Annotated in this window: 16 protein-coding genes; 1 reads left to right on the top strand and 15 read right to left on the bottom strand. The window is 45.5% G+C overall.

All coding sequences use genetic code 11. From position 1 onward, the window contains the following. Positions 1 to 3 precede the first annotated feature (3 nt). The 13 genes from hisIE to ACOJUR_RS05465 all read right to left on the bottom strand — a co-directional run bounded on the left by hisIE (position 4) and on the right by ACOJUR_RS05465 (position 13,759). Positions 4 to 756, bottom strand: coding sequence for a bifunctional phosphoribosyl-AMP cyclohydrolase/phosphoribosyl-ATP diphosphatase HisIE (gene hisIE, locus ACOJUR_RS05525; RefSeq protein ID WP_420949478.1), 753 nt, complete (start codon positions 754 to 756; stop codon positions 4 to 6). After that, complete coding sequence (hisF, locus tag ACOJUR_RS05520) at positions 747 to 1,514, bottom strand: imidazole glycerol phosphate synthase subunit HisF (RefSeq protein ID WP_072872801.1); 768 nt, start codon at positions 1,512 to 1,514, stop codon at positions 747 to 749. The genes hisIE and hisF overlap by 10 nt, the downstream gene beginning before the upstream one ends. Then, positions 1,508 to 2,278, bottom strand: coding sequence for a 1-(5-phosphoribosyl)-5-[(5-phosphoribosylamino)methylideneamino]imidazole-4-carboxamide isomerase (locus ACOJUR_RS05515; RefSeq protein ID WP_072872800.1), 771 nt, complete (start codon positions 2,276 to 2,278; stop codon positions 1,508 to 1,510). Before ACOJUR_RS05515 ends, hisF begins: the two co-directional genes overlap by 7 nt. Continuing rightward, positions 2,265 to 2,921 (bottom strand): imidazole glycerol phosphate synthase subunit HisH, encoded by a 657-nt coding sequence (gene hisH, locus ACOJUR_RS05510; RefSeq protein WP_072872799.1) that lies wholly within the window; start codon positions 2,919 to 2,921, stop codon positions 2,265 to 2,267. Before hisH ends, ACOJUR_RS05515 begins: the two co-directional genes overlap by 14 nt. After that, complete coding sequence (hisB, locus tag ACOJUR_RS05505; protein ID WP_420949477.1) at positions 2,918 to 3,550, bottom strand: imidazoleglycerol-phosphate dehydratase HisB; 633 nt, start codon at positions 3,548 to 3,550, stop codon at positions 2,918 to 2,920. Before hisB ends, hisH begins: the two co-directional genes overlap by 4 nt. After that, positions 3,547 to 4,839 carry a histidinol dehydrogenase gene (hisD, locus tag ACOJUR_RS05500; RefSeq protein ID WP_420949476.1) on the bottom strand — a complete coding sequence of 431 codons (1,293 nt, stop codon included), beginning with the start codon at positions 4,837 to 4,839 and terminating at the stop codon, positions 3,547 to 3,549. Before hisD ends, hisB begins: the two co-directional genes overlap by 4 nt. Continuing rightward, a complete protein-coding gene (gene hisG, locus ACOJUR_RS05495) occupies positions 4,836 to 5,477 on the bottom strand; it encodes an ATP phosphoribosyltransferase (protein ID WP_072872797.1) in 642 nt (213 codons plus the stop codon). The genes hisD and hisG overlap by 4 nt, the downstream gene beginning before the upstream one ends. After that, entirely contained in the window at positions 5,471 to 6,541 is a 1,071-nt protein-coding gene (locus ACOJUR_RS05490; RefSeq protein WP_420949475.1) for an ATP phosphoribosyltransferase regulatory subunit, read from the bottom strand. The genes hisG and ACOJUR_RS05490 overlap by 7 nt, the downstream gene beginning before the upstream one ends. Positions 6,542 to 6,759: 218 nt before the next feature. Next, complete coding sequence (locus tag ACOJUR_RS05485) at positions 6,760 to 9,750, bottom strand: molybdopterin-dependent oxidoreductase (protein WP_072872795.1); 2,991 nt, start codon at positions 9,748 to 9,750, stop codon at positions 6,760 to 6,762. A 67-nt stretch (positions 9,751 to 9,817) separates the two neighbouring features. Next, positions 9,818 to 11,377 carry a 4Fe-4S dicluster domain-containing protein gene (locus ACOJUR_RS05480; protein WP_083573991.1) on the bottom strand — a complete coding sequence of 520 codons (1,560 nt, stop codon included), beginning with the start codon at positions 11,375 to 11,377 and terminating at the stop codon, positions 9,818 to 9,820. A 424-nt stretch (positions 11,378 to 11,801) separates the two neighbouring features. Continuing rightward, a complete protein-coding gene (locus ACOJUR_RS05475) occupies positions 11,802 to 12,305 on the bottom strand; it encodes a hypothetical protein (protein ID WP_420949474.1) in 504 nt (167 codons plus the stop codon). Beyond that, entirely contained in the window at positions 12,302 to 13,228 is a 927-nt protein-coding gene (locus ACOJUR_RS05470; protein ID WP_072872793.1) for a LysR family transcriptional regulator, read from the bottom strand. Before ACOJUR_RS05470 ends, ACOJUR_RS05475 begins: the two co-directional genes overlap by 4 nt. An 18-nt stretch (positions 13,229 to 13,246) precedes the next feature. Next, the gene (locus ACOJUR_RS05465; RefSeq protein WP_420949473.1) at positions 13,247 to 13,759 is read right to left on the bottom strand and encodes a hypothetical protein; all 513 of its coding nucleotides are present in this window, start codon (positions 13,757 to 13,759) and stop codon (positions 13,247 to 13,249) included. A 172-nt stretch (positions 13,760 to 13,931) separates the two neighbouring features. Here ACOJUR_RS05465 and ACOJUR_RS05460 point away from each other — a divergent pair, with 172 nt between their 5' ends. After that, positions 13,932 to 15,482: an NHL repeat-containing protein gene (locus ACOJUR_RS05460; RefSeq protein ID WP_420949472.1), complete on the top strand. Its 1,551-nt coding sequence runs from the start codon at positions 13,932 to 13,934 to the stop codon at positions 15,480 to 15,482. 121 nt (positions 15,483 to 15,603) lie between these two features. Here the strand turns inward: ACOJUR_RS05460 and ACOJUR_RS05455 are convergent, their stop codons facing one another. Together ACOJUR_RS05455 and ACOJUR_RS05450 are read right to left on the bottom strand one after the other, a co-directional pair. Further along, a complete protein-coding gene (locus tag ACOJUR_RS05455) occupies positions 15,604 to 16,377 on the bottom strand; it encodes an anti-sigma factor domain-containing protein (RefSeq protein ID WP_420949471.1) in 774 nt (257 codons plus the stop codon). Further along, positions 16,358 to 16,945: an RNA polymerase sigma factor gene (locus ACOJUR_RS05450; RefSeq protein ID WP_420949470.1), complete on the bottom strand. Its 588-nt coding sequence runs from the start codon at positions 16,943 to 16,945 to the stop codon at positions 16,358 to 16,360. Before ACOJUR_RS05450 ends, ACOJUR_RS05455 begins: the two co-directional genes overlap by 20 nt. Positions 16,946 to 17,206: the final 261 nt, after the last annotated feature.

Raw genomic sequence — 17,206 nt, 5'->3', positions numbered from 1 at the left:
GCGCTATCTGCTCCTCAACACTGCCATTACATCCGCCGGAGAAACGCCAGAAGCACTCCAAAGAACCAGCAGGTGATAAAGTAGGTCAGCGCTTTCAGCCGCTACTTCTTCCCGCTGTCTGACAGCATCTGACGATTTGGCTGCCAGAGCAACTTCGACAGCTTCTTCTCCAACTTTTTTGGCAATTTTGTCCATGCCCTGCGTGAAGAGATAGGTGGTATAACTTCCTGCAGGCATTTCCGATTGTCGACTGATGACAGTATCCCACAAATCAGCCAGCAGTGTAAAGTCAGTTCCATTATCTAACACTTTTCTCGCAGAATCGTCTGTCTGTTTTTCTATTGACCTTTCTATACTCACTTCCCCACTCAGTTTATCCGCCTGTTCAGCCACACTGTCCGATACCAAGGTTCGATAAAAACAACTACGCTCACCTGTGTGGCATGCAGGTCCAACAGCTTCTACCCAATAAATGAGGCTGTCCGCGTCACAATCGACCCAGATAGAAAGCACATTCAGCGTGTTTCCAGAAGTTGCGCCTTTGCGCCAATATTCTTGACGAGATCGGCTGAAAAACCAGGCTTGACCTGTCTCCAACGTACGTTTGAGAGCTTCGCGATTCGCATAAGCCATCATCAATACCTCACGCGTCTTAGCCTCTTGGACGATAACCGGCACCAATCCTGTTGTTGCATCGTAACGGACGCGAGCCAGTGCTACAGACTGCATGGCAGATTCGCCTGTTGCTAAATCCATCGAATAGCCACTCCTCTCTGGCGGCAATACGACTTGACTTCACGAATAGAAGTTTCAGAAAAATGGAAAATTGTAGCAGCTAGTGCCGCAGCTGCTTCTGTTTGAGTAAAGACATCGTAAAAATCTTCTACACAACCAGCCCCGCCTGAAGCTATTACGGGCACAGAAACTGCTTCTGCAACCGCCCGCGTCAATGTAATATCAAAACCACTTTTAGTTCCATCTTGCACAAACGAGGTGAGGAGTATTTCACCCGCCCCAAGGCTGACAGCACGGCGTGCCCAATGGACAACTTCAAGCCCTGTCGACTGTTTTCCGCCTTTTATCATCACTTCATAGTCGCCTGTCAGAGAATTTTTTTTAGCATCAATGGCCACAACCACACACTGCTCGCCAAAACGGCGGGCTGCTTCCTGTATGAGCTCTGGAGAACGCACGGCCCCCGTATTCATGGACACTTTATCCGCTCCAGCCATCAGCAAATCACGCACATCTTGAATACGATTGACACCCCCGCCTACGGTGAGCGGAATCTGAATACGAGAGGCCACTTCCTCTACCACTCGCAAGACGGCCAGTCTGCCTTCCAAAGAAGCCGAAATATCCAAAAGTACCAGTTCATCGGCTCCTTCTTCAGAATAACGCTCTGCTAACGCTACTGGGTCTCCTGCATCGCGGCGATTTTCTAAAAAACCTACGTGTTTCACCACACGTCCCGCATCCACATCAAAACAGGGGACAATTCGTTTGGTCAGCACGACACATCCCCCTTTTCACTTTGCCACCAAGCTGCTACTTGAGAAAGTTCTATCTGACCACTATAAAGCGCCTTTCCTACTATGACCCCAGCTAATCCGGATTTTTGCACTGCTTGCACATGGTCAAGATGGGCTACACCGCCTGAAGCTATCACGGATAAACCGGTCGCTTCAGCAATTTCCCGAGCGATTTGTAAATTGGGTCCTTGTCCGGTTCCGTCCTTACGCACATCCGTCACCACAGCAGTCCTTACCCCAGCCTGTCGTGCCCAAACAGCGACTTCTATCAGCGGTTGATTGGTTTGCTCTTCCCAACCCTGAACGGCAAGTTTTCCATCTCGTCCATCCAGTCCCACAACTACAGCTTCTGCGCCAAAACGTTCGACCGCCGTTTGCAGAAAACCCTCTTCACGAGCAGCTGTGCCCACTACACAGCGACTTGCTCCCACTTCCAGCCAAGCGGCAAGATCAGCCAAGGAACGGACGCCGCCACCTACTTGGACTTTTGCATTGCAGGTAGACGCAAGCCGACAAATGTCCCGTATAATCTCACGATTCACCGAAGTTTGCGCAATGTGCTTCGGAGAACGAGCCGCATCGAGATCGACCACATGCAAATAACGGCAGCCAGACTGCAGATAAGTTTCGGCTGTAGCCAACGGATGGGTACTGACTTCCGCTGCACTTCCATATTCTCCCTGATAGAGCCGTACACAGCGGCCACCCAGAAAGTCGAGCGCAGGGTAAATCCTAAACTCGGACATTCGGACGTACCCCCTGTTCGGACAGTTCCACAAAGTTTTCTAGTAACTTGGCCCCCACGCGACCACTCTTTTCCGGGTGAAACTGCATTCCAAAGAGTTGTCCGCGTCCAACAATTGCAGGCACTTGTACACCTGCATAATGGGTAGCAGCAAAGACAATTTCCTCTTCAAGAGGTACTGCATAGTAAGAATGAACAAAATAGACAAAATCACCAGGGTCGATCCCGTTTAAAAGCGGATGCTTGCGCAGGACGTCCAGTGTATTCCACCCCATATGCGGCACCCGATCGACAGAAGGAAATCGAACGATTTTGCCCGGCAATAGTCCCAATCCTATGGCACCTTGATGCTCTTCTGAAGTACTGAATAAGAGTTGCATGCCCAGACAAATACCGAGAATCGGAAATCCAGAGGCAGCTAGTTTTTTTAGCGGCGACAACAACTGACGGGACCGTAACTGGAACATGGCGTCACCAAAAGCACCAACACCTGGCAAAACTAAGGCTTTGACTTGTGAGGATGGATCAAAGTTCATCTGCCAATCGTGGAGATTCGCCAAAACTACAGTCTCAGCCCCCGCCCTGGCGAGACCAGCACGTACACTCGACAAATTCCCAATACCTAAATCCAATACCGCAATCATTCGAGCACCCCTTTAGAGCTAAGCAAGCGTTGATGATGTTCGAGTGTCACAGCTTCTCGCAAGGCCGCAGCATATGATTTAAAGAGAGCTTCTACCATATGATGATGATTGGATCCATAGAGAACCGCCATATGCAGCGCCATACGCGCTTCATTGGCGACTGACTTAAAAAATTCTTCAACCAATTCGGTAGAAAATTGACCGATTTTATCTTGACGAAATTCCGCTTGCCAAACAAAGGCGCTACGCCCAGAAAAATCGAGAACCGTGCGAGCCAACGCTTCATCCATAGGTGTATAACGTTGACCGTAACGACGAATGCCCACCTTATCTCCTAGAGATTCGTAAAGCGCTCGCCCTAGACAAATTCCGATATCTTCTACCAAATGATGATCATCGACTTCAATGTCACCGCTCGCCTGAATGGTCAAATCACATCCACTGTGAACGGCAAACAAATGGAGCATATGACTCAAAAAAGGCACCGGTATATCCAATTGCGCCTGTCCTTGACCGTCTAAACAAAGTTCCAGTTCGACTGACGTCTCACCCGTTTGACGAACAATCTTCGCTTTTCGCACAGATGGATAGCCTGTTTCATCCTCTTTCTCAAAACGATTTACATTCACGAACGCTCACCTTCCAAGCGAATTTGTACAGCTCGCGCATGGCCGTCAAGTCCTTCGGCTTCTGCCAATCGGATAATCGATTCCGCATCACGAGCTAAAGCGGATGAATCATATGACACATAAGTAAAACGACGCAGAAAATCATGCACAGAGAGCCCAGATGCAAAACGGGCTGTACCATGTGTCGGCAATACATGGTTGGGTCCGGCCAAATAATCGCCTACAGGTTCTGGCGTATATTCACCAAGAAACACCGCGCCCACTGTTCTTAACTCAGGCAAAATTTCGTATGGATGAGCCACATGTAATTCCACATGCTCTGGTGCCATTTGATTGGTTAACTCAATCGCTTCAGTCACTGAAGCCACTTCAACCAGCGCACCCCATGTCTGTAGAGCCTGAGCAGCAATCGATCTCCTCGGCAAAATAGCCAATTGCCGTTCCAACTCGCTTGCTACTTCATCCAACAAACGGCGATCTGTACTGATACAGACAGCACCAGCAGCTTCATCATGTTCTGCTTGAGCTAACATGTCAGCAGCTACATAGGGGGCTTTAGCCGTATGATCAGCTATTACAAATACTTCACTTGGTCCAGCGATGGAATCAATTGCAACATGTGACTGAACCTGCTGTTTGGCTGTGGCAACCCATTGATTGCCTGGACCGACAATTTTCTCAACAGCGGGTACACTGGCAGTCCCATAGGCAAATGCGGCAATCGCCTGTGCTCCGCCTATGCGATACACCTCTTGCACACCAGCAATTTCAGCTGCCGCCAATATCAGAGGATGGGGCCAGCCTGTCTCAGCTTGTGGAGGAGAGGCCAAAACAATTTCTGTTACACCTGCTACTTGAGCGGGTATAGTATTCATGAAGACCGTGGATGGATAGGCTGCTTTACCACCCGGCGCATAAACACCCACTCGACGCAACGGACGCCAAACCATCCCAAGCGTTGCTCCTGCTTGTTCAAATTGACGATTATCCGGAAGCACGTCTTCGTGGAAACGGCGAATGCGCTGAGCCGCTTCTCGCAAAGCCGTCTGAAGAGACGCAGGTGTTGCCGCTAACGCTGCTTCGCGCACAGATCGCGGTACAGAAAGAGGCTCTTCAGCGTTCATAGCTCCTTGCCATCTATCGAATTCCTGTGTGTAACGACGCAAAGCAAAGTCTCCGTCTCTTCGAATAGTTTCCAATATCTCGGATACCTTGGATTGAACAGCTGTTTCTGATGTTAATGTTCGTTGCCAAATCCATTGGTCTGAACTGTAGCGACGGATGATCATATCCAACCCTCTCCATCCGTAGTAGCTTTTTGTAAAGCAACCAACAACGGTTCCAGTTTGTCTTGTTTGAGACGAAAACTGGAGCGATTCGCAATCAGGCGTGCAGAAATTTTATGACACTCATGGAGTACTTGAAGTCCATTAGCGGCAAGCGTTGCTCCAGTTTGCACCAAGTCAAAAATAGCATCTGCCAAACCGATCACAGCTGCCAGTTCAATACTCCCTCCTAGTTCTACCAATTCTACCGACAGCCCTTCGCTGCGAAAATACGCTTCCGCCAATCGCGGATATTTCGTTGCGACACGACGAATTTGGTTCATCTTTGTTTCAGGTTTGCCAGCCAGACAAAGCGTACAGCGCGCTGTCCCCAAATTGATTAATTCATAGACATCAGATTGCTGCTCAAGCAAAATATCTTTGCCAACAATACCGAGATCGGCCACACCATATTGAACGTATGTCGGCACATCCATAGGCTTGGCCAACAGATATTGAAGCTCCCCGAGGATTGGGCTGTGGGCAGGGAAAACGAGAGCGCGACTGGTGAAAAAATTTTCTGCAAGCGGCCAGCCTGACTGCTCGAGTAAAGGCAACGTATCTTCTGCTGTGCGTCCTTTGGCAAGAGCAATCGTCAACAAAGTAATTCTCCTCCCCGATTTGTTATCGACGCAACAACGTTCAAGAGACGTTCCAATTCCAGGACAAATCCGACTGCAGGAGCGTCAGTTCCATATTGCTTCAATAACTCGTCATATCTTCCTCCGAGAGCAATCGGAGCCCCAACGCCGGGAGCAAAAGTTTCAAAAAGAATACCTGTGTAATAAGCTATATTGCGCGTCAGCGTAAAATCGAAAGTATATTCTTGTTGACGGCCAAGTTCTGTAATTTGTTTTGCAATAGATACAACTGTATTCCACACTTGATACAATTCTGTGTTCTTCTGTACAGCCTGCCCACAACGCTCCAATTGTCTTTCCAGACTTTCCGAATCATATGGATTGAGTTGACGCAGACAAGTCAGTAAGGATACAGACGGATGGTAAGTCATCATAAGCTCTTGAAAACCGACATAGTCCCCTCTGACCAGTTGCTGTAAACTTTTCGCAATCACATCTTCAGAAATTCCTGCAGCATTCAAAAACAAAACTGCTAAGCGAGCATGTGAAACTACCGTCCGCGCTCCCTGGACCGATAACTGTTGTAACGCTTCATGGCAAAGCAAAAGCAAGTCAGCATCTGCCGCCTCGCTTACTCCCATCCATTCCACTCCCACTTGTGTAGATTCCACAGCGTCCACAGCAAGTTCAGACCAGGAAGAAACACTTCCAGGTTTGCGATAAACACGTTCAGCGTAACACCAGTAAAGCGGCTGAGGATGTTGTTGCAAAACAGGAGCTGCCATACGCGCAATGGAGGGTGTCATTTCCGGGCGCAATACCGCCAACTTTCCAGGAGCCATAAGTATTTGATAAGCATCATCGACGGAAAGTGACGTTTTGGCACGCCAAAATGTATCTAGTGACTCAATCGCGGAGGCACTGACTAAAGAACATCCACGTTGTTCGAAATAGTCAACCAGTTGTATTTCCAACGCTCGTCGCTTCGAGGCATAGGAAGGATAGGCATCTCTCAAGCCAGCAGGACGATCGCCATTGTTTGAACCGGAAAAAGTTACTGGTTCTTCAAAGAAAACTCGATTCACACTCTCACTCTCCAGCAGACAAGTACCTGCGTCATTTGCTTTAGTTCGCTAATATAATAAAGCATTTGACCGTAGTCTACTGAAAATAGATTCGGTTGTCAATGAAGCGTCGTAAATCTTGCACTGAAAAGAACCCATCTAGACATCTGGATAACAGTTTCAGGAGCAAGGGACGGCTATTCCCCTGCTCCTGAAACAAAAACTCCGCGACCATACAATTATTGGTTCACTTCACGCATTCCTGGAACGCTCTCCGGAACAACATAAGCATCTGGATGTGGCTTTAAAACACGAAGCATCCAATAGGGACGGTAGAGTCCACCCGGTCCTGGCGCAGGCCGCGTCAACTCAAGCCAACGTTGAAAAACTTCGTAGGACTTTTTAGGATCGGCTACAATTTCTCCATAGTGACGTCCATTTTCTACTTTCTCTACATGAATTCTCTGATGCCAACACATCATGCCGCTAATCGGATCGGGCTGAGGAGGGAAAATAATATTTTGATGCACACCCCCATCGGTCCACCAAACTCGTCCGGAATCAGGATCTTTACTTTTCCAGGGAATCGGACCATGAATTTGTTTCATCGTCCATTGACCCGATTGATTTTTTTCAATTTTAACCAGTGACGAACTCCATCGATCACTACCTATCTCTTCATGTAATCGCCACCTGCCCAAATGATGGGAGCACGCAATCACGCCTGGTTTGATACCTTCTGTAACCCAAACCTTATCTACAATTGAGCCAACTTCCGTAGAAATACGCACTTCATCTCCTGTTTTTACACCCAGTCGAGCAGCATCTACAGGATGAATCCACACGGGATTGGTATGGGCAATCTCATGCAGCCACTTGGCACCATTGGTTCGAGTGTGAATCAACATGGGCAACCGGAACGTTGGCAATAAAATGTAATCTCCTTTGGCTGGATCTATGGATTGATGATGCACTTGACTGACAATATGAATCATGGATTGACGTTCTCGCTCATTTCTTGGATAAATCGGAATGGCGTATTCCGGCCATCCCCAATCTCTGAGCGTTGTGGAGAAATACTCCAATTTCCCTGAAGGCGTTGGCCAGCCTTTCACAGCTTGCTGGTCTACCAAAATACCCGCTCTCACTTTGCCTTCCTTATTCTTGAACGGTCCAGGCAAGGGAGCATGATTTGCGGAATGTGGCAATTTATCCACCCATACACCAGGCTCTTGACCCTGTAGGTTCCGTCCTTCAGAAGGTTCCGGAACAATAACGGCATCCTGCAAAACAGATTCTTCTACTGGTCTTTTGTAAACTCCGTACACATCTTTCGTAATTTCAAAAACGCCATATCGTTTCATGTAGGCTAACGGTGTCATATTTTCAGCCGCCGCTGCCTCTGGTAAACCTGGAACAGCATTTTCAAAAATCCATTGATAATATTCATTCACCGTAATTTTTTGTCCCGGACGATATGGAGACTCATGATACTTGCGAATACCCAAACTTCCATCAGGGTCGATTCTCCACGAGAGTTCAATCCAAAATTCATTTTCTTCCCAAACCTCACCTGGGTTAGCGTCTCTCGTATCACCTGTAAAATTACCTTTTCGTTCTTTTGAAACTCTCAAGACAGGTTGACGAAAACCTATCCATTGTGCAGCGTGCGTCTCATAACTATGCAAATCGTGCCGCTCTGTGGCCAGACCAACAGGCAGAATGTAATCAGAAAATTGGGCGGTTTCAGACCAAACCGGAGATAAGGTCACATGGCAACCAACGCGATCGGGCTCTTGAAACATTTCAATCCATTGGAAGCCATCTGGAAAAGTCCAAACCGGATTCATAACTTTAGTAATATATACTTCCAAACGTTTCTTTCGTTTTTTGAGGATATGTGGAAGACAAAAACTCATTTCAAAATAAGAGAGCGGAAATTCGCGTGGCCAATGATTTTCATTCCAAACTCTAATAGGCTCTGGCATCGTATGACGTGTAGGAACAAACTTGACCCATGTGTTAGGAATCATACTTCCAGGTTCTCCAACTGCGCCCATCAAGACATTCAAAAACATCAGACTGCGAGTAATCATCCAACCTCCACGATGTCCTGCAGCCGCATTGCGCCAAATATTACTTGAAAACGCTGTTCCTGCGCGGGCAATTTCTTCAGCCACACTTCGAATTAAATCGGCTGAAACACCACATTCCTCTTCTGCCCATTCGGGAGTATAACTCGCATAAATCGATTTCAAAACGTTCACAAAGTCCCGAAATGTTTGTCCTGTAGGGACAGTATCCAAAAAGCCCCTCTGTTTCAAATCTTGCAAATACTGTCGATCCGCTAAAAATTCCCTCCAGTTTACCCATTGACGTACAAACTCTTGATTAAATCGCTCACTTTGAATCAACACATTCGCAAGAGTCAAAAGCAAGCCAGCTTCCGTACCCGGCCACGGTGACAACCAGTAATCAGCTTTCGAGGCCGTATTGGAGAGCCTGGTATCAATAACCGCGATTTTCGTTCCTTTTTGTTGAGCTTCTATAATACGCTGCGCATTTGGATTAAAATAGTGGCCGGACTCTAAATGCGCACTCATCATTAAGATAAACTTGGCGTTTGTGTAATCTGGCGAAGGCCGATCCATTCCCATCCAAAAAGCATAACCTGCACGTCCTCCTGAAGAACACACATTGGTGTGAGAGGACAACCCATCAATACCCCATGTTTTCAAAACTCTTTCTGTATACTCGTCTTCACCCGGTCTACCTACATGATAGGTAATTTCATCCCGCTTTCCGGCTAAGATACTTTTACGAATACGAGCGGCAATGTCGTCTAAGGCTTCATCCCAAGTGGTTCGTTCCCACCGGCCTTCTCCACGCTTGCCCACACGTTTGAGTGGATACAGAATGCGTTCCGGATTGGTCATTTGACTTACCGTTGCTGGGCCTTTAGCACAATTTCTGCCACGACTAGCCGGATGCAGAGGATTGCCTTCCAATTTCTTGACTTCTCCTGTTTCTTTGTCTATATAGGCCAACAAACCGCAAGCTGCTTCACAATTGAAGCAAACGGTTGGAATGAGTTCATAGTGATGCTCCACTTTTTTCGGCCATGCTTTGGCATCTAATTCTTTCCAGTCATCCCATTTAGCTGGTTCAGGATGGGAGCGCAGATGACCAAAGCCCTTGGTCATTTCCAAATGTTTCTCCTGAATACCCAAATTCCACACCTCCAAACAAAATATGAAATAGAGAAAATAGCATCGATATGGTGTCAACTTAATGGTGTCAACTTAACGGTATGGATTGACCTGCTTGAACGTAAGCGTGTTCATAAGGAAAAAGTCCCAGCAGAGCAAAAATTGAACCTACTATTTCTAAAGTATGGTTGTGCATAAAGAAACCAAGCACAAAAGGAACGAGTCCCCCAGCTAACAACCCGGTCCAGAAAAACCATTTGTACCGACCGTAGATCATCTGATGAGCAGCTCGTTTAGCATCCTCAATGGTATGCGGAATCATCATTTCACTGCAGACCAAAGCTAAATGTACGCCAGCTGAGACGATGAGTGTCGTTTGTATGATAAATTCCATTTTTCCAGACATGGGGATAAAGAGTCCGACAATAGCAAACGACGCGGCTCCTGCCAACACTGCCTGAGACAAAAGATGTAACGGCAGGGCGGGATTTTGCCACAAATCGCGTCCTTTAGCCTGAGCAAATAAAAATGCGGTGTACATGGCTGTAAAAGCACCCAAAAGAAGTCCGGCAACAGCGACAAACATTTCTGGTTGCTGTTGATGGAAAAGGCTCAGTAAGAATTGCAGCAGAAGAACAATGCCGTACCCGGCAATGATGAAGGAACCGCGAACCAGCCAAGATTTCCATTGAGGGCGTGTAAAAATGCGGATAAAACGCCAGGGGTGTTCCAAATCGTAAATCAACAGGATACCTGTAATACCCAAAAATACAAGTCCAATTGCAGCAGCAACCATCTCTATAGTCGAATCTAATGAAACACCGCTGAGCGCAAAAATTGCCAGCATAATAAGAGCTCCTGCTGAAATTGATTTCGTCCATGTATACAGAGAGACTTCCCAATGCCATGGTGAATGGTGCGGAACATCATAAGCCAAACGAGCAGCGGCGACGCTATGTTTACCTTTTTGACGGTGCTCATCATGGACAGGATAACCAGTTCTCTCTTCAGCGTACATATTCATTGTTTCGTAGCGAGCTTTGGAAGGATTCAATGTGTAATCGCTTGCACCAACATAAAAAACTTTAGGATTAGTTCCTTTTTCGGGTTTCCTGACATCTGCTTTATGGCGTGAGATAAGCTGTAAAACTTCACTGTCCGGTTGATTGAGATCTCCAACCACAATCGCTTCCACAGGACATACTATGACACAAGCCGGTTCAAGCCCTTGGTCGATCCGATGCGCACAAAAATTGCACTTTTCTGCGCTGTGAACGTTAGGATTGATATAAATCGCATCGTATGGACAAGCAGCCATACACGCTTTGCAGCCAATACACACATCGCGATCGAAATCAACAATACCGTCATCACGTTTAAACATCGCTGTGACTGGACAAATGGGTACACAGGGAGCATCGTCGCATTGATTACAGCGAGTAATTTGAAATTCCCGGGAGACTTGAGGATAAACGCCGACTTCAACCTGTTTGACATACGTACGGTTGACACTGAGAGGCACATCATGTTCCATTTTGCAGGCTACAGAACAGGCATGGCAGCCGATGCAGGTTTCCTGATTGATAACTTTACCCCAACGTATAGGTTTTTCTTCTTGTAAAGGAGAAGAGACCATGATTTGGCTCAACCTAAAGACCTCCTTTTGACAATCTGCATACTCAAAGCGTATCACTGTCAGGAGCCTCTAGGTTATGCGAAAATTGCAACCGGGTATCGAGTTCTGCATCTTTGTCCAGCACACGATTGCCATTCACCCTGCCCGTATGCAAATCTAGCACGCAGGCTGTGCATAAGGTTTTCTGGCTTTGGAATCTCCCCCCTAACCTAACAACTCCGTGGAGAATTTTTAAGCTTCCACTTCTCAACCTTCAGGGGCAGCTAATTGAATGTGATCGACACCTATAAATTCGAACGACATTAGGCATCCGTCTTCCTATACTTCGTAACCGATTGACGGGCATCAGAATATCTTTAGGGTGAGTATTTCACAAATAGTTTTGTAGTTCGGTAAGCTGTCTTCATGTCAACCACACGTACTATCAGTTGAGTAGCTACTGTTGCAGACGAAAACGTTCAAAATGATAGATTCGCGAATCGGTTTGGATATGAACCTCATAAAAAAATGAATAAATGATTTGTTCTTCCATATCCTCCGAAAGACATGACCAGATGTCAATTGCTTGCAGTTGCTCTCTTTTCGGCTTATATCCTTCTAAGGAAAGCAAATTCTGTTCTTTAGGAAGATCAAAATAAACTTTTCCTATTTTTAACTCCCGAATAGGAATGTGAAAATAGTATTCTTCTGTAACAAAGGGTGGAGCAATATACAAACCGTGTTCAAAAAAATGCAGTTGGACAGCTGTGTCTGATATTTTTTTGCCACCATCTTTGTATTGAAGAGCGTATCCATTAAATAACGTGGATTCTACACCCAATTCAGTAAACATACCTCGCCATTCGCGATATCCCATTGGCATTTGCAAATTAAACTCCATAAAACCTGTATCCGGCGTAACCATTCCCTCCGTCATAGATAACATAGGAATCCAGTTCATGTTTTCAACTCCCGTCCGTCTCGGTGTTTGGAAGAGGAACTTTCTTTTAATAAGAGCGATAAAAAATGGGCAACCATGTATCGCGCATAACGTTCTTGTCTTTGCACAATGTATAGTTTTCGATGAATGCGAAACTCACTGACCGGGATTTCTACCAACGTACCGTTCAAACAATCCTCACGAATCACTAGTCTTGACAGAAAAGCAATACCCAGGCCAGCAGTAATCGCAGATTTAATCGCCTGTGTACTGCCAAGTTCCATCATAAAAGATACTCGATCTAAAACTCCTGCTTTATCAAGAGCTTGCTCTGTAATTTGCCGCGTACCGGAACCTTCTTCACGACACAAAAGAGGTTCTTGTAAAACTTCTTGCAAAGTAACTTCTGATTGATGAACAAACGGATGAAAAGGTGGACAAACTAGAACGAGATCGTCCTCCATCCATTCAGTAATTTGAAAATCGGAAGCAGATTTTACCTGCCCCTCGACAATACCAATATCAATACTGTGATGGATTAAAAGCCTCAACACTTCAGCTGTATTGGCTATACGCATGCGAATTTCGGTAAGAGGATACTGTTTTTTTAATTCACCAAGAAGTTCAGGAAGCACATATTCGCCAATCGACAAGGTTGCTCCTACGCACAATCCCCCGCCTTGACTGCGCAGACGAAATATTTCTTCTTTAGCGCGCATATGACAACTCAACATATCTCTGCTAAAGGGATACAAGGCATGTCCGAGCGATGTCAGTGTCAATCCAGAAGCACTTCGCTCAAACAACAAGCCTCCATATTCTTCTTCTAACACCTGTAAATGACGACTTGCTGTAGACTGCGTCATATGCAATAAATGCGCTGCACGGGATAAGCTCCCATGCTCAACCACAGCACAAAACACTTCATGACTTTCTATGTGCATCAATCGTCTCTCCCGACCTTAAACCGATTCCCTGCTTTGCTCTCTGTGTTCTTCAATCCTTTCTTTCAGTGCTATTAGACAGTCTTGATGACTTTGAGGGAGTTCTTTTGTAGAAGACAATGTCAATGATTTTTGAACGAAGAGATATAATTGTGAAAGAAGAGCTTCCGATTCGGAGGCTGGCAAAAAAAGAGTGACTTCTTGCTCCGCATGCAGTGGACTTTCTCCATAACGTAATTTTACGCAGTCAGTCCTCCAAGATATGAGTAGCTCCCACACATCCACCTGCTCATGTGGAGACGTCGGCAATTCGCGGGGAAGCAACAATTCTAACGTATCTTCACCCACAAACAGATAGAGTATCAAACAAGGCTGCCTGTCTAATTCGCCAATTCCCCACTGAATTTCTGATACAACCTGTAGAGGACGCGGCAACAGAATCGCCATTTCCGGTAAATGATCCCAGAAGGTCAACAAATCATTGGATTGCCCTAAAGCTTTCGGTATAAACTGCATCATTTTCTCCCCCATCGGCAATCAGTTGAATCGATTCGATAACTTTGTCAACGATTGTACGCCTGAAAGAAATAGAATTCACCTGGTTTATTTTTAAATAGTTTTTTCAAAATAAAAACCGCTTGCCACATTTGCTCGTATTAGACTGTGATAGACATCATTACACAGAAAGGTGAGGAATTTCTTAATGAAAAAAAATTATTGGAAAGCTGCTGCGCTTGGGGGTTCTATATTTTCTCTAGCAGCATTAAACGTACCCACCGTATTTGCAGCCAATTCTTCCATGATGGGTGTAGGAAATATCAATCAACTCAATCAAAATTTTGTGGTTTCCTCCACTGTTGACCCAACAAATGGAGACAACAATCCCTACGCAGTTGTCGTAGATAATCGACCAGGTTCAACAACTTATGGAGAAATTTTTGTTTCTAACTTCTCCAACAAAGCAGGTACCAATGGAGCCGGTACAACGATTGAACGGATTGTAGCAGGTAAACCTGTTCCTTTTGTCACAAACGCCAATGGACCTGCTGCTATGGCCTTTTCTCCCAAAGGCCCGCTCTGGATTGCTAACTTTGGACAAAATGGAACAGACGGAAATGTACAAGTGACAAAACCAAATGGTACATCCTTTGGTCAAGGAGGCTGGATAACCAACCCAGTATTGAAAGGCCCATGGGGACAGGCCTTTGCACCTGCTTATACAACATCGAATGGAAGTACTGTGCCAGCAGCCTTTTTTGCAACCGGGGCTCAAAATGGCACAGTGGTGGCCATGTTTGGATTTTCACCACCTGATTTTCAAACAACGACTCACTTTATCGTCCTCGGCAGTGGTTTGGCGAAAAGCGGTTGGGGTGCCAACAATATTGAAGGCCCTCAGGGAATGGCCTATGATACTATGACTCATACACTCTATGTCACAGATACAGCCGATAATTCTATACGCGCTTTTCAATGGGACGGTACAGCCAGTAAGAATCAAGGGATGGGTAAATTGGTTTATCAAAACGGACTTTTGAATAAACCAGCAGGTCTGACGATTGATCCTGTGAATGGAGATTTGTTAGTGGTGAATCAAGGAAACAACGATTTGATTCAACTGCGTATCCTGCCCAACGGTAAAGCACAGCCTGTGGCAAAAGTGGTGCTTGATAAAACTCCAGTGAACCCTAAAACTGGTGCAGGATCAGCATTATTTGGCATTGCCGCGAGTAAAGATGCAAGCGGAAATTTGGTAGTCTATTATACGGACGACAACAGCAACACGGTAAACGAATTGGACTATCAACCTTCGTTACAAATCACAGGTAAAATGCAAATGATGATGCAAGTGAATCAGCAAACGGTTGAAACTCCTTATGTTTATCAAACGCAAGCCATGGATATGGGAAAAAGTGAATGGTATGTACCTGTTTATTACTTGCAGCAAGCTCTTCATGCCATGAATTTTTCTTCCACTTGGAACGGATCGACATTGAACATTTCTACTTCGAGTCAGATGTCATCGATGATGTCCAAAGATATTCCCAGTTCATTGGGCGATCCGCTGACAAGCGCTACTCTGATGGTGAATGGTACGTATGCAGGGATTGTTCGCAAAATGGTTGAGAGCGATCCGTATACTGGAAAACCTACGACATACGTTTGTCTGTCTGACTTAACATCCGTACTGGAGAATGCGGGAATATCCCTGCAATTGTCCAATGACAGTTTAAACTTGTCAATGAGTCATTAAAATGACAAATCGTTAAGGGGCTTTTCCAACAGTCATTCTAAGTGACTGGAAGGAAAGCCCCTTTATTTTGACTTCACGAGTCTAATCTCACACGCAACAGTTCCATGGACACGTCTCATCTTTAGACATGTGACACTCCTAAAACTTTAGGGCCAACAGGATGAGTTGTATTTGGATTAGGTTCCAAAGTAATCCCAATTCCATCGATTTGATGAAAGGAAATAGGAAACGTTTGAACAAACGTTCCTTTCCCTTCTGCATTGACTGTCATCACACCTGCACTGCTTCGTGTACCATGATGCCAAAACCAGATGTGGTAAACTTGACTGCCTACGGTTGGTTTTAAATGGTTAACAACGACAATGACGCGCAGAGAATTCCCTTTCGGTATGAGAATGACCTCACCTTGTCCCTCCTTATCATACGACGTTGCATGCATGGATAACATCGCAGGAGTATCTTGCATTTGCTGTTGCAACTGTGTAAGTAGTTTGTGTTCATGATTGAGTTGCAGGCCCAAACCTCCGCAAAGAAAGAACAAAATAGCATAACCAAGCCCTATCCAAAAGGGTCGACGCCTTTGATAACCCGGATGAAAGGATTCAAGCCGTGAAAAAGGTTGCCCTTTTGCTTCTTGTTCTTGCTTGTAGTTTTCAACCTCCTCTGTACTCTCTACTTGAATCGAAGACATCACTCGCTCTTTAAGACTACCGGGGGGTTCTATCAACTCTAGATGGATGGATAAATGGTCAAACAGTTGTTCTATATCTTTCAATTCAGCTTGACAAGCCGTACAAGAGTGAAGATGCTCCTGCATTCGACTGTGTTCTTCAGGAGACAATTGATTCGATAAATAAGCAAGCCAATCCATGGATTCACACGTTTGCCCGCTCATCATCTATGCCTCCTTCCCAACCGCGCATGTACGATCTCAAACGCCGTAAAGTTTTATGCAATCTGGTTTTTACCGTACCAATCGGTAAATGGAGTTGTTGTGAGATTTCATTCAGTGTATATCCTTGAAAGTAAGCTAATTGAATAATGGTTCGTTCTTCGGGACGCAATTCTGACAGCGCATCTTCCATATCTTTACGAAACCAGCTCTTTTCTATTTCATGAGTCGATCCGTTCCTTAACATCTCTCGATTCGTATCCCATTCCAATGAAACGGATTTTTTCTGAACCTGCTGTGACGGGCTTCTCAGTTTGTCATAACAGATATGGCGAGTCATCGTCAGTAACCAAGTAGAAAAGCGACTAAGTTCTGGTTGATAGACAGCCTTGGTTCTCCATAATCTGAGAAAAACATCCTGAGTTATCTCACTGGCTAAATCGGGGTTACCACAGCACCTGAGAGCAAACGTATATACCAATGAACTATATTGATGATATAGTCGTTCAAACGCAGTCTTATCTCCATGTTGAAGCGACTGAAATAATAAAGCATCTTCATTCAAATCCACAGTCCCGTTCACTCCCCGATGGATAGCCCAATGCGTCTATTATACGACACGATTCAGCATTCTTTTCTGCCATCCATCAGCCGGGACGGAAATCACTGTATCCCCTTGAAAACATGCATGAAATGGTTCTATGAATTATACGTTAGAAATACTGTACTGGTTTTCTGCTGAAGATTTTTTCAGAATGATCTCACCTATCAAACAAGGATTTTCATATTAACTCTACGAATTTTTGAATATATCTGAATCAAGAGGAGGGAA

It is taken from the genome of Alicyclobacillus tolerans (assembly GCF_048984885.1).
In the GTDB taxonomy this organism is placed as follows: Bacteria; Bacillota; Bacilli; order Alicyclobacillales; family Alicyclobacillaceae; genus Alicyclobacillus_I; species Alicyclobacillus_I tolerans.
The sequence above is the reverse complement of the archived record's forward strand: the minus strand, read 5'-3'. Positions and strand labels throughout refer to the sequence as shown.